Origin of the sequence: Achromobacter sp. EB05, assembly GCF_044232075.1 — a bacterium.
Classification (GTDB): Bacteria; Pseudomonadota; Gammaproteobacteria; order Burkholderiales; family Burkholderiaceae_B; genus Achromobacter; species Achromobacter dolens.
Window position 1 is genome coordinate 3,817,229 of sequence record NZ_CP155917.1, and the last position, 12,325, is coordinate 3,829,553.

General features: G+C 68.6%; 10 protein-coding genes. 3 read left to right on the forward strand and 7 right to left on the reverse strand.

Features of this window, described 5'->3' with window-relative positions; genetic code table 11:
- The first annotated feature begins 43 nt into the window (after positions 1-43).
- The gene (gene thiM / locus AAID08_RS17285) at positions 44-865 is read left to right on the forward strand and encodes a hydroxyethylthiazole kinase (RefSeq protein ID WP_054502176.1); all 822 of its coding nucleotides are present in this window, start codon (positions 44-46) and stop codon (positions 863-865) included.
- 43 nt (positions 866-908) lie between these two features.
- On the opposite strand, the gene AAID08_RS17290 is transcribed toward thiM, so the two are convergent.
- The 6 genes from AAID08_RS17290 to AAID08_RS17315 all read right to left on the reverse strand — a co-directional run bounded on the left by AAID08_RS17290 (position 909) and on the right by AAID08_RS17315 (position 9,074).
- Entirely contained in the window at positions 909-3,005 is a 2,097-nt protein-coding gene (locus AAID08_RS17290; protein WP_395756704.1) for a TonB-dependent receptor, read from the reverse strand.
- Positions 3,006-3,273: 268 nt separating this feature from the next.
- On the reverse strand, positions 3,274-4,032 hold the full coding sequence (locus AAID08_RS17295) for an ABC transporter ATP-binding protein (protein ID WP_395756705.1): 759 nt from the start codon (positions 4,030-4,032) through the stop codon (positions 3,274-3,276).
- The gene (locus AAID08_RS17300; protein ID WP_395756706.1) at positions 4,029-5,006 is read right to left on the reverse strand and encodes an iron chelate uptake ABC transporter family permease subunit; all 978 of its coding nucleotides are present in this window, start codon (positions 5,004-5,006) and stop codon (positions 4,029-4,031) included. Before AAID08_RS17300 ends, AAID08_RS17295 begins: the two co-directional genes overlap by 4 nt.
- On the reverse strand, positions 4,999-5,970 hold the full coding sequence (locus tag AAID08_RS17305) for an ABC transporter permease (protein WP_395757828.1): 972 nt from the start codon (positions 5,968-5,970) through the stop codon (positions 4,999-5,001). The genes AAID08_RS17300 and AAID08_RS17305 overlap by 8 nt, the downstream gene beginning before the upstream one ends.
- Before the next feature lie 54 nt (positions 5,971-6,024).
- Positions 6,025-6,987, reverse strand: a complete 963-nt coding sequence (locus AAID08_RS17310) for a siderophore ABC transporter substrate-binding protein (RefSeq protein ID WP_395756707.1) — start codon at positions 6,985-6,987, stop codon at positions 6,025-6,027.
- 65 nt (positions 6,988-7,052) lie between these two features.
- Entirely contained in the window at positions 7,053-9,074 is a 2,022-nt protein-coding gene (locus AAID08_RS17315) for a ligand-gated channel protein (RefSeq protein WP_395756708.1), read from the reverse strand.
- Positions 9,075-9,298: 224 nt separating this feature from the next.
- Between AAID08_RS17315 and AAID08_RS17320 the strand changes: the two genes are divergently transcribed.
- The gene (locus AAID08_RS17320) at positions 9,299-9,994 is read left to right on the forward strand and encodes a response regulator transcription factor (protein ID WP_082401902.1); all 696 of its coding nucleotides are present in this window, start codon (positions 9,299-9,301) and stop codon (positions 9,992-9,994) included.
- Complete coding sequence (locus tag AAID08_RS17325; RefSeq protein ID WP_144657955.1) at positions 9,994-11,391, forward strand: HAMP domain-containing sensor histidine kinase; 1,398 nt, start codon at positions 9,994-9,996, stop codon at positions 11,389-11,391. Before AAID08_RS17320 ends, AAID08_RS17325 begins: the two co-directional genes overlap by 1 nt.
- Positions 11,392-11,450: 59 nt before the next feature.
- Here the strand turns inward: AAID08_RS17325 and AAID08_RS17330 are convergent, their stop codons facing one another.
- Positions 11,451-12,266: a TatD family hydrolase gene (locus tag AAID08_RS17330; protein ID WP_064525907.1), complete on the reverse strand. Its 816-nt coding sequence runs from the start codon at positions 12,264-12,266 to the stop codon at positions 11,451-11,453.
- Between the last annotated feature and the right edge of the window lie 59 nt (positions 12,267-12,325).

Here is a 12,325-nt window from a genome sequence, read left to right on the forward strand (position 1 = left end):
CCGCCCCGCCCCGCCCGTTGTCCCCTTGCAAGGACCCGCCGGCATGGCCTCCCTCACTCCTACCCTGTCCGACCTGGCGCTGGCTTCGCGCGACCTGTATGCGGCCGTGCGCCGCGACGCGCCGCTGGTGCAGTGCCTGACCAACTTCGTGTCGATGAACACCGCGGCCAATACGCTGCTGGCCATCGGCGCCTCGCCAGCAATGGTGCACGCGGCGGAGGAAGCGCCCGAATTCGCCGCCATCAGCGGCGCGGTGGTGATCAATATCGGCACGCTCTCGGCCCCCTGGCTGGACAGCATGCTGCGGACCGCCGCCGCCGCCAGCCAGGCGGACACGCCCTGGGTGCTGGATCCGGTGGCGCACCACGCCACCGCGTTCCGCCGCGACGCGGTGCGGCGCCTGCTGGACCTGCGGCCAGCCGTGATCCGCGGCAACGCGTCGGAGATCATCGCGCTGGGAGGCGGCCAGAGCGCCAGCAAGGGCGTGGATGCGCGCGACCCGGTGCAGCAGGCCGAGCAGGCGGCGCGCGAGCTGGCGCGGGCCCGCGCAACGGTGGTGGCGGTGACGGGAGAAGTGGATTTCGTGACCGACGGCCAGCGCGAGGTGCGCGTGGCCGGCGGATCGCCGCTGATGCCTCAGGTCACCGCCACGGGCTGCGCGCTGACCGCGGTGGTCGGCGCCTTTGCGGCGGTGGCGCGCGCTGACGCCTACACGGCGGCGGTGGCGGCGCTGTCCTGCTTCGGCATCGCCGGCCGGCGCGCCGGGGCGCTGGCGGAAGGCCCCGGCTCGTTCGCGTGGCGCTTCCTGGACGCGCTGGCGGCGCTGGAGACCGACAGCCTGACGGCCGAGTCGCCACTGCGCTGAAACCACATCCGCGCGCCCTGTCGGCGCGCGGACGCCTTTCCATTTACATGCGGTACTGCAGGCTCAGCATGGCGTTGCGCGGCGCGCCCGGCATGTTCAGGTTAGGGCTGGTGCCGTGCGCCGAGACGATGTAGCCGGCATTGAACAGGTTGTACACGTTCAACTGCACCGAGTACGGCCCCTGGCGCCACCACGCCGCCGCGTCCGCCGTGAGGTAGCCCGGCAGCGTAACCGTGTTGCCCGGGTTGGCGAAGCGCGCGCCCACCAGGTTCAGACCGGCGCCAGCGCCGAAGCCGTCGCCCAGGTCCTTGGTGATCCAGACGTTGCCGGCATGGCGCGGCGTCAGCGTGGCGCGCTTGCCCTCCACGTCCTTGCCGGCGTCGCGCGCCACCGACTGCGTCACGCGCGCGTCCAGATAGGCATAGCCCAGCATCGCGCGCCAGCCGTTGGACAGGTCGCCTGACAGGGTCCACTCGGCGCCGTCGGTGCGCTGCGTGCCCACCGGCACCAGCGTGTTGGTCACCGGGTTGGTCACCTTGATGTCGGTGCGCTCCAGGCGGAACACCGACACCGTGGTCGACAGCTTGCCATCCAGGAAATCGTACTTGGCGCCGACTTCATAGTTGGTGGTCTTCTCCGGCGCCAGGTCGACGTTGTTGGCCGCCAGCGCGAAGGCCTCGCCCGAGGGCTGGTAGGAACGGCTCCACGACACGTAGTACGACTGCACGCTGTCCGGCTGGAACACCAGGCCCAGGCGCGGGCTCAGGTTGGAGTCGGTGCGCTGCAGGTTCTGGCCGCTGCGGCGGTCCTCGGTCTTCTGCTCGAAGCGGTCATGGCGCACGCCGCCCAGCACCTTCCAGTGCTCGCCCAGCGACACCATGTCCTGCACATACAGGCCGAGCGTGCTGAAGCGGCCCAGGTTGTCGGAGCCAGGCGCGCCCACGGCCTGCCGCCGCAGCGTCGGCAGTTGCGGATCGAACAGGTTGACCACCGCCACGTTGGGGTTGGAATAGCTCACCAGGTCCTTGTTCTGCTGGCCCACCTCGACGCCGTAGAGGATGTCGTGGCGCACCGATCCCCACTGCACGCGCTGCATCAGCTCGGTCTGGTTGGTCCAGCCGTGTTCGTCGCGCAGCACGTTGCCGTGGGTCAGTGACACGGTTTGCGCGGCTTCGTTGACCGAACCCGGCAGCGTGTTGTTGCGGTTCAGCGTGTAGTGGTAGTAGCGCGTGGCATTGCGCAGCGACCAGTTGTCATTGAAGCGGTGCGTCAGCGTGCCGGCGTACGACTGCACGCGGGTCTGGGTGTAGTCGGTGTCGCGCGCGTTCTCGGCGCCGTAGTAGGTGGACGGGTCCACGTCCACCGGCCGGCCATGGTAGGCCGGGATGCCGAAGTCGGTCAGGCGGCGGTCTTCCAGGAATTCGGTCTGCAGCAGGAAGGTGGTGTTCTCGCCCAGCTTGAACTGGGCCGACGGCGCGATCGCCTTGCGATCGATGAACTGCTTGTCGCGGTAGCTGTCGCCCTTTTCCACCGCGCCCGTCAGGCGCCAGGCCATGCTGCCGCTGTCGTTGGCGCGGCCCAGGTCCAGGTCGAGGCGGCGGTCGTTCCACGAACCGTAGCTCAGGCCGACCTGCGAGATGTCCTCGCCCGGCTTCTTGGTGATGCGGTTGATCAGGCCGCCGGACGAACCGCGGCCGTACAGCACCGCCGCCGGCCCCTTGATGACGTCGATGCGTTCGACGTTGGACAGGTCGCGGAAGTACAGCGCGTCATCGCGGAAGCCGTCGACGAACTGGTCGGCGATGGCGGTGAAGCCGCGGATCGACACCTGGTCGCGCTGGCCGTCGCCGGTCGAGAAGCTGACGCCCGGCACGTTCTTGAGCGCGTCCTGCACCGACATGGCGTGCTGGTCGCGCAGCACCTGCGCCGGCACCACGTTCACCGTCTGGGGAATGTCGCGCAGCGGCGCGTCGATCTTGGTGGCGCTGGTGGACGCGGGCGGGTTGTAGCTTTGCGCGGTGTCATCGGCGCCGACGACGCTGATCGCGGGCAGGGTGGCGGCGGGCGCGGCGGCCTGGGCGTGGACGGCCAAGGGGACCGCGGCGAACAGGGCGGCGGTGAGGGGGCGGAGGACGTGCATGGCCTGCGGGTCTTTTCGAAGTCGTTTGAAATGGAAGAAACCGCCATTCTCTTGACAACGAGAATCACTCGCAATGCTTTTATCATTACGTTGCCTGGGGGCCACGATAAATGAGACACGCGTCCAATTCAGATGTTATTCAGCATGTCTGTGCGAAGCGTGCGCGACGGGCCGGATGTCCCAGTCCGCTCGTATTCCGTCCCCGGAAATTTTCCGCCACGCGCCGGCGCCGGCGTCGTCCCGCGACCCAGCGCGCTCCCCGCGACCGTCAGCGGTAATACACGCAGATGCGCTTGCCGCCGATTTCGTGCACGTCGATCGGCAATTCGTACAGGTCGCCCAGCACCTCGGGACGGATCAGTTCGGCGGGCGTGCCGCAATGCGCCACCCTGCCCGCCTTCATCGCCACGATGCGGTCGGCATAGCTGGACGCGAAGTTGATGTCGTGCAACACCAGCACCACGGTCTTGCCCAGTTCGTCGGCGGCGCGCCGCAGCGTGCCCATCATGGCCACGGCGTGCTTCATGTCGAGGCTGTTCAGCGGTTCGTCCAGCAACACATAGCGCGTGTCCTGGCACAGCACCATCGCCACGAACGCGCGCTGGCGCTGGCCGCCGGACATCTCGTCCAGGTAGCGGCCGGCCAGCGGTCCCAGGTCCAGGTAGGCGATGGCCCGGTCGATATGGACCTTGTCGTCCAGTGTCAGGCGGCCGCCCGAATGCGGATAGCGCCCGAATGCCACCAGGTCGCGCACCGTCAGGCGCAGCGGCAGGTGGTTGTCCTGCCGCAGGATGGCCAGGCGCCGCGCCAGTTCGCGGCTGTCGCTGCGCGTCACGTCCAGGCCGTCCACCTGGATGCGGCCGGCGGACATCGGCAACAGGCGGCTGATCATCGACAGCAGCGTCGATTTGCCGGCGCCGTTGGGGCCGATGATGGCGGTCACGCCGCCGGCCGGCAAGGCCAGCGACACCTGGTCCACGACCACGCTGTCGCCGTATTGCTTGCTGACTTGCTGGATATCGATCATTGGCGTCCCCTGCGCAAGATCAGGGCCAGGAACATCACTCCGCCCACGAATTCGATGACCACGCTGACCGTGGTGCTCAGTTGCAGCACGCGCTCCAGCAGCGTCTGCCCGCCGACCAGGAAGATCACGCTGAGCAGCACAGCGGCCGGCACGGTGTGTCGGTGCCGGTCCGACCTCATCGCCTGATAGGCCAGGTTGCTCACCAGCAGCCCGAAGAACGTCACCGGCCCCACCAGCGCGGTGGACACCGACACCAGCACCGCGATGGCGGCCAGCGTCAGCAACAAGGTGCGGCGGTAGTCCACGCCCAGGTTCAGCGCGATCTCGCGGCCCAGCGCCAGCACGTCGTAGCGGCGCCGCATGCGCCAGACCAGCAGCGTCGCCGCGGCCACAGCCGCCAGCGCGATCGGCAGCAGTTCGGTGCGCACTGAATTGAAGTTGGCGAACATCCGGTCCTGCAGCACCAGGAATTCGTTCGGGTCGATCAGGCGCACCACGAAGCTGGACAGGCTGCGAAACAGCAGCCCGAAGATGATGCCCACCAGCATCATCAAATGCAGGCTGCGCACGGCGTCCGTGAACAGCCAGCGGAACAGCAGGCAGGCGAAGGCCGTCATCGCGCACACTTCCAGCTCGAAGGCCGCCACCGGATGGTTGACCGCGCCCGCCGCCTGGCCGAAGCCGAACACCACCACCGACTGGATCAGCAGGTAGAGCGCGTCAAAGCCCATGATGGCCGGCGTCAGGATGCGGTTGTGCGTCACGGTCTGGAACAGCACCGACGACACCGCCACCGCGTAGGCCACCAGCAGCATCGCCGCCAGCTTGCCGCCCCGGAACGGCAGCACGAAAGCCCATTGGCCGTTGGCGCCCAGCGTCATGAAACCGACAACGCACAGCAACGCGGCCGTGGCCAGCAGCGCCAGGCGCCAGGCCTGCGGCGAAGGCAACAGGCGCGACACGGATTCAGCCACGGCGCGCTCCCCGGCTGCGCAACAGGCACAGGAACAGGACGCTGCCCACCACGCCCACCACCGTGCCCAGCGGCACCTCGTAGGGATGGATCACCAGCCGGCCGATGATGTCACAGGCCAGCACGAACACGCCCCCCAGCATCGCCACCCACGGAATCGCGCGGCGCATGTTGTCGCCCAGCATCAGGCTGACCGCGTTCGGCACGATCAGGCCCAGGAATGGAATGCCGCCGGCGGTCACCACCACCACGGCGGAAATCGCCGACACGATCAGCAGGCCCACCAGCGTCAGGCGCGCGTGGTTCAGGCCGAGATTGGCGGCGAACTCGCGGCCCATGCCGGCCACGGTGTAGCGGTCCGCCGCCAGATAGGCCGCGGCCGCCAGCGCAAAGCCGATCCACAGCAGTTCGTAGCGGCCGCGCAGCACCCCGGAGAAATCCCCGGTGGTCCAGGCATGCAGGGATTGCAGCAGGTCATAGCGATAGGCGACGAAGGTGGTGACCGCATGGATCACGCCGCCCAGGATCAGGCCGATCAGCGGCACGATGAAGGGCGTGCGCAGCGGCACGCGCCGCAGCAGCGCCAGGAACAGCAACGTGCCCGCCAGCGCGAAGCCGGTGGCCGTCAGCATCTTGCCGATCACCGGCGTGTCCGGCGCCAGCAGCGTCACCACCAGGATGCCGAGCGTGGCCGACTCGACGGTCCCGGCCGTGGTCGGCTCGACGTAGCGGTTGCGCACCAGCATCTGCATGATCAGCCCGGCCACCGCCAGCGCCATGCCGGCCAGCAGCAGGGCCAGCGTGCGCGGCACGCGGCTGACCAGCAGCAGGCGCCAGGCGCGCTCGGCGTCCGGCCCGCCGGCCAGCGCGGCGAACGAAAACGACCCCGCGCCCAGGCTGACGCTGGCCACGCACAACGACAGCAACAGCAGCAACAAGGCCGCCAGCCCGGCCCAGCCGGTCATCATCCCGCCCTGCTTCACCCGGCCGACTCCACTGCCATCCGATGGACCACGCGCTTACTTGGCCGCGGACAGCGCGCGGGCGATATCGTCCACGTTCTGCTGCATGGCCGTCAGGCCGGCACTGCCCAGCAGGTACCAGTTGTAGCCGTTCAGGTAGACCACGCGCTGCTGCTTCCAGGCCTTGGTCGGGCGGATCAGGTCGTTGTCAAGCATCCGCTGGGCCGAGGCGCCTTCGCGGCCGATGGCGGCGTCGCGGTCGATCACGAACAGCCAGTCGGGATCGGTCTGGGCAATGAACTCGAACGAGATCGCCTGGCCGTGGTTCGACACGTTCAGGTCCTTGGCGGCGGGCGCGAAGCCGAACGCGTCGTGGATCACGCCGAAGCGCGAGCCGGGACCATAGGCGCTCATCTTGCCGCCGGTGGTCAGCACGATCAGCGCGGTGCCCGCCTTGCCCGCCTGGCCATGCAGCGCCGCGATCGAGGCGCGCAGCGCGTCCAGCTTTTCCCTGGCCTGGGTCTGTTTGCCATAGATGGCGGCCAGCGTTTCGGTGTTGCGCGTGACGCTGCCGACCAGGTCCTTGGCGTCAACCGTCAGGTCGACCGTGGGCGCCAGTTTGGCCAATTCGTCGTACTTGGGCGCCGAACGGCCGGCCACGAAGATCACCTGCGGCTGGGCCGCGTGGATCACCTCGTAGTTGGGCTCGAACATGCTGCCAACCTTGAGGTAGCGCTTGTCGGCGTACTGGGCGAGCTGCGGCGGCAGCTTGGCGGCGCTGGGCACGCCGGCTACGTCCACGCCCAACGCGTGCAGGGTGTCGAGCACCGCCAGGTCCAGCACCACGGTCTTGGCCGGGTTGGACGGCACGGCGGTCTCGCCGCGCGCGTGCTTGACCGGCACGCTCCGGGCCGCGTCCTGGGCCAGGCTCGGGGCGCTGGCGGCGCCCAGGGCCAGGGCCGTGGTGGCACACGCCAGCCAGCGGCCGGCGCGCCCTGCCAAGGTTTGCTTCATCGTCATGCTTGTCTCTCCAGGTTGCGGGAATGCCGCCAGGCGGCGGCGCGTCCCGGTCGTTGCTCGCGGGCTCAGAACTTCACGCCCACGCCCAGCCAATAACGGCGGCCGTCTTCGACGTAGCCGTAGTCGTCGTACCCGACCTGCTTGTCGAACAGGTTGTAGATGCCGGCGTACACCGACACCTTCTTGTTCACGGCATACGAGCCGCCCAGGTCGACGAAGGTGTACGACGGCGCCACCAGCGAGGTCGAGGACGGGCCGGTGATCGGCTGGCTTTCCTTGCCGCGGTAGTTGACGCGGGCCCACGCTTCCAGCGCGTCGGAGGCCTGCCAGTTGACCGTGGTGGTGAACAGGTGCTTGGGCAGTTGGTTCAGCGGCTGGCCCTGGTACTGGCCGGACTTCTGTTCCGACTTGGTGAAGGTGTAGCTGCTGGTCAGCGACCAGTCGCGGCCCAGCGGCAGCTTCAGGTTGGCCTCGACGCCGCGCGACACCGCCTTGTCCACGTTCATGTAGGTGGTGGGATTGGAGCCGAACTGGTTGGGGCCGTCGGTGCATTGCGACAGCGGGCAGGCGACGCGGGTGATCTTGTCCTTGAAGTTGTTGTTGAACAGGGTCAGGCCGGCATTGAAGCCCTCGCCGTCGTCATACAGCAGGCCAAGTTCCTGGGTCACCGACTTCTCGGGCGTCAGGTCGGGGTTGCCGTACATGTTGCCGCCGCGGCTGACCTGCCCCCAACCGGCCACGGTCTGGCGCAGGTCGGGCGCGCGGAAACCGGTGGACACGCCGCCCTTCAGGGTCCAGCGCTCGGCCATGTGCCACACGCCGTACAGGCGCGGACTGAAATGGCTGCCGAAGTTCTCGTCCTGGTCCATGCGCAGGCCGCCGGTCAGCGCGAAGCTTTCGACCAGGCGCCATTCGTCCTCGGCGAACAGCGCCCACTGGTAGCGCTCCACCTTGCTGGGACCGCCGGCGAGCTGGTTGCCGGTCTGGTCGGTCAGGCGCTGCGTCAGGTAGGTGCCGCCCAGAGTCAGCATGTGCGAACCCAGCGGCAGCGTCCAACTGGTCTGCAGGTCCAGGTTCTTGATCTTCATCTGGCGCGAGCGGTTGTCGAACTCTTCCTGCTGCACGTAGCTGTCGGACACGCCCCAACCCCAGCGGCCGGTGTGCGACAGCGCCCATTTGTTGCTGCGGTAATCGGTTTCCGACGAGGCCGGGCAGCCGTTGCGCGGGCACGCCACGCCGGGAGCCAGCGGCGCGACGGTCTTGCCCAGCGTGTTCTCGTACTTCTGGCGGCTGGACGTGGCTTCCAGCACGATGTCATGGTCGCGGTTAGGCGTCAGCGCCAGCTTGGCCGTGATGTTGGTGGCATTGCGCTTGCGGTAGCCGTCGACGATCCTGTCTTCGTCGCGCTGGGTCGCCTGGCCGTAGATCTGCAGGCCCAGCAGGTCATTCTTGATCGGGCCCGCCAGGTAGAAGTTGCCCTGGTAGATGTCGCCGGACTTGCTGCTTTCCTGGATGGTGGTGTCCATGCGGATTTCGCCGCCCCACTCGTTGGGCACCTTGCGGGTGATGATGTTGATCACCCCGCCCATGGCGTCGGAACCATACAGCGACGACATCGGCCCGCGCACCACCTCGATGCGCTCGATGGCCGAGATCGGCGGCGTCCAGCCGCCTTCGACGCCGCCGGAATCGGAGTTGGTGCGGGTTTCACGCGAGTTCTGGCGCTTGCCATCGATCAGGATCAGCGTGTACTTGGGGCCCATGCCGCGCAGGCTGATGTCCTGGCGGTCGCCGCCGCCGGTGACCACCACGCCCGGCACTTCGACCAGCGCGTCGGTGACGTCACGGTAGAACTTCTTTTCGAGATCCTGGCGCGTGATCACGCTGATCGAGGCCGGCGCGTCCTGGATCTGCTGCTCGTAGCCGCTGGCCGTCACCACCACGGTATCCAGCGTCCTGGCGTCGGCCGGCGGGGCCGATTGCGCCAACACCGGATGACCGGCGGCAAGGCCGCTGGCGCACAAGGCGACAGCCAGGCCGGTACGCGGGCCGAATGCGCGGCGCGCGGCCAGATCGTTGCAGCTCATGATTTCAGACTCTCCCGTCCCGGAAGGGCCGCGCCCCGCGCGCAGCCCCGCTCCGCTTCAATTTTTAATGAAAACTATTCTCATATTAGAATTGAGGCAAACCGTGAGCTGCAACACGCTTTCCGCAACTTTTACTTTCTTCGCACTTCTTGACACTTCTGCCGCCGGCGACCCGCTATGCTGCCGTGGCAACAGAACCCAAGCGCATGCCCATACCCTCCCCCATGGCAACGCGCCGCATCCTGTTGATCGACGACGACGTCGACCTGGCATTGATGCTGCGCGAGTACCTAGAGCCCGGCCACATCGAACTGACCCTGGCGCACAACAGCGCCCAAGGTCTGCCACTTGCAATGCAAGATTGCTTCGATCTGGTGCTGCTCGACCTGATGCTGCCGGACGGCAGCGGCCTCGATCTGCTGCGCCATCTGCGCCGCCACTCGCGCCGCCCCGTCATCATGTTCACCGCCCACGGCGGTGAAACCGACAGGGTGCTGGGACTCGAACTGGGCGCCGACGACTACCTGGCCAAACCCTTCGGTCCGCGCGAACTCAAGGCCCGCATCGGCGCCGTGCTGCGCCGCTTCGAGGAAAAGCCCGATCCCTCCCCGCCCGAGCTGAACGTCGGCGCGCTATCGCTGGACGCCGCCAGCGGCCGCGCCCGCCTGGGCGAGCAGGAAGTGCTGCTGACCGGCGCCGAGCAACGCGTCCTCGAAGTCCTGATGCGCACCCCGGGCCAAGTGGTGCCGCGCGAACAGATCAGCCTGTACGCGCTGGGCCGCGCCGCCGATCGCTACGACCGCAGCATCGACACCCACATCAGCAGCCTGCGCCGGAAACTGCAACTGGACCAGGCCGGCGACGCCCCCGCCATCCGCAACCTGCGCGGTCTGGGCTACGTGCTGGCCGGCGCGGCCTGATGCGCGGGCTGCCCGTCCGCTCCCTGTTCTGGCGCGCCTTCCTGACCTTCTGGGGCGCAATGGCCGTCATCACGGTCTGCGGCATGATGCTGACCGCCGTGGTGGCCTGGTACCGCGTCGATTCGCTCGACGGCCTGAACCCCGGCAACCTGACGCGCGACGCGGCCCAGATCGCGCGCGGCGAAGGCGCCGACGGCCTGCGGCGCTGGGTCGAGGCCATGGACGCGCGCTATTCGGCGCTCAAGATTTATATCGTCGACACGCACGATCGCGACATCCTCGGCCGCCGGTTGCCGACCCGCCTGGACGACTGGCTGGCGGCCTTCCGCGCCGCGCCCGATCCAGGCCTGATCGCCGCCTCCATCGAAGTCCCAGCCGATCCGGCCGCGCTGCGCGTATCGTGGTGGGATCCGCAATTGCTGACATTGCCGGACAACCGTGAACTGCTGATGCTGTTCCTGCCGTTCGACTCCTCGCACTGGGAAGTGCTGGGACTGACGCCGGTGGCGCTGGGCCTGCTGCTGTTCGCGCTGGCCATCACCGCCCCTTTCTGCTGGGCGCTGACGCGCCACGTGGCCGCGCCGCTGGACCAAATGCGCGGCGCCGCGCGCGCCCTGGCCGCCGGCCGGCTCGATACCCGCACCCCCGGCGCGCTGTCGCGGCGCCAGGACGAACTGGGCCTGCTGGCGCGCGACTTCGACGCCATGGCCGGCCGCCTGCAGGCGCTGGTCGATACGCGCGAGCAACTGCTGCGCAACATCGCCCACGAACTGCGCTCGCCGCTGGCGCGCCTGCGCCTGGGCGTGGAACTGGCGCGCCGCAAGGACGAGCGCCAGGACCTGCAACTGGACCGCATGGAACGCGAATGCGAGCGCCTGGACACGCTGGTGGGCAGCACGCTGCGGCTGGCGCGCATGGGCGCCCTGCCCCTGCCCACCGATACGCTGGACCTGACGGACGTGGTCGACGACGTGGTGCAGGATGCGCGCTTCGAGGCCGGCGAACGCCAGATCGCCATTGGCTGGCACCGTCCGCCGCCGCTGCGCATCGCGGCCGACCGCGACAGCCTGGCCAGCGCCATCGAAAACGTCCTGCGCAACGCCCTGCGTTTCGCGCCGGCGGGCGGCGCGATCCAGGTGCGCCTGCTGGCCGACGCCGGCGAAGCCTGCCTGGAAATCGAGGACAACGGCCCAGGCGTGCCGGAAAAGGAACTGGCTTATCTGTTCGAACCGTTCTACCAGGGCGCCCCCGCCGCGGACGCGCCCCCCGGCGGCGCCGGCCTGGGTTTGAGCATCGCGCGCGCCGCCGTGGCGGCCCACAAGGGCCGCATCTCGGCGCGCAACGCCGCCCCGCACGGGCTGAGCGTGCGCATCGAGCTGCCGCGCATGGCCGCCTGACCCACGCGGCCGCGTCGCCAATCGTCAGGAATCAGTCGCCGGGCACCAATAGTCAGGGATCAGTCGTCGGCCAGGATCGCGGCCGACAGCCGCGGCAACACCCGCAGCGCATTGGCCGTGGTCGCCTGCGCCACCTGCGCCGGCGTGATACCGCGCAGTCCGGCCAGCACCTGGGCGATGCGGGCCAGCTCGCCGGGCCGGTTGCGCCGCTGCGGCGGATGCAGCCAGGCCGGGGGAATATCCGGCGCGTCGGTCTCCAGCACCAGATGGCGCAGGTCGACGTCGGTGGCGTGGCGGCGGATCTGCAATGCCCGTTCGTAGGTCATGGCCCCGCCCAGCCCCAGCGCGAAGCCCTGTTCGACGAAGGCCTGGGCCTGCTGCGCGCTGCCATTGAAGGCATGCGCGATGCCGCCGATACGCTCGTGGCGCCGCAGGTACTTCAGCAGGATGTCTTGCGATTTGCGCACGTGCAGCAGCACCGGCAGCTTGAATTCCGCCGCCATGGCCAGTTGGGCGGCGTAGAAACGCTCCTGCCGCGCGCGCGGCTCGCCCGAGGCGATTTCCGGCACGAAGAAATCCAGTCCGATCTCGCCGATGGCGACGAAACGGGGATCGCCCAGCGACTGCCGGATGGCGTCGCGCAGGGCGTCCAGATCGGCATCGTCGGCGCGCTGCACATAAAGAGGATGGATGCCCAGCGCGTAGGCGCCGCCGGCCACCTGCCCGGCAAGCTCCCGCACGACGGCAAAATTGGCCCGTTCGATGGCGGGAATGACGATGGCCTGGACGCCGGCTTCAAGCGCGTGTCCGATGACCTCGCTACGATCGGTATCGAACTCGGCGGCGTCCAGGTGGCAATGGGTGTCGATCAGCATGGGCGCGGCCTCCTTGCCCGGGTTTCCTGCACAATCATCGCGCCGCCCGGCCCACGGAC

Bases quoted from the DNA above. Each gene is read 5' to 3' on its own strand.
- thiM (WP_054502176.1), top strand. From the start codon at position 44: ATGGCCTCCCTCACTCCTACCCTGTCCGACCTGGCGCTGGCTTCGCGC.
- AAID08_RS17290 (WP_395756704.1), bottom strand. From the start codon at position 3,005: ATGCACGTCCTCCGCCCCCTCACCGCCGCCCTGTTCGCCGCGGTCCCC.
- AAID08_RS17295 (WP_395756705.1), bottom strand. From the start codon at position 4,032: ATGATCGATATCCAGCAAGTCAGCAAGCAATACGGCGACAGCGTGGTC.
- AAID08_RS17305 (WP_395757828.1), bottom strand. From the start codon at position 5,970: ATGACCGGCTGGGCCGGGCTGGCGGCCTTGTTGCTGCTGTTGCTGTCG.
- AAID08_RS17310 (WP_395756707.1), bottom strand. From the start codon at position 6,987: ATGACGATGAAGCAAACCTTGGCAGGGCGCGCCGGCCGCTGGCTGGCG.
- AAID08_RS17315 (WP_395756708.1), bottom strand. From the start codon at position 9,074: ATGAGCTGCAACGATCTGGCCGCGCGCCGCGCATTCGGCCCGCGTACC.
- AAID08_RS17320 (WP_082401902.1), top strand. From the start codon at position 9,299: ATGGCAACGCGCCGCATCCTGTTGATCGACGACGACGTCGACCTGGCA.
- AAID08_RS17325 (WP_144657955.1), top strand. From the start codon at position 9,994: ATGCGCGGGCTGCCCGTCCGCTCCCTGTTCTGGCGCGCCTTCCTGACC.
- AAID08_RS17330 (WP_064525907.1), bottom strand. From the start codon at position 12,266: ATGCTGATCGACACCCATTGCCACCTGGACGCCGCCGAGTTCGATACC.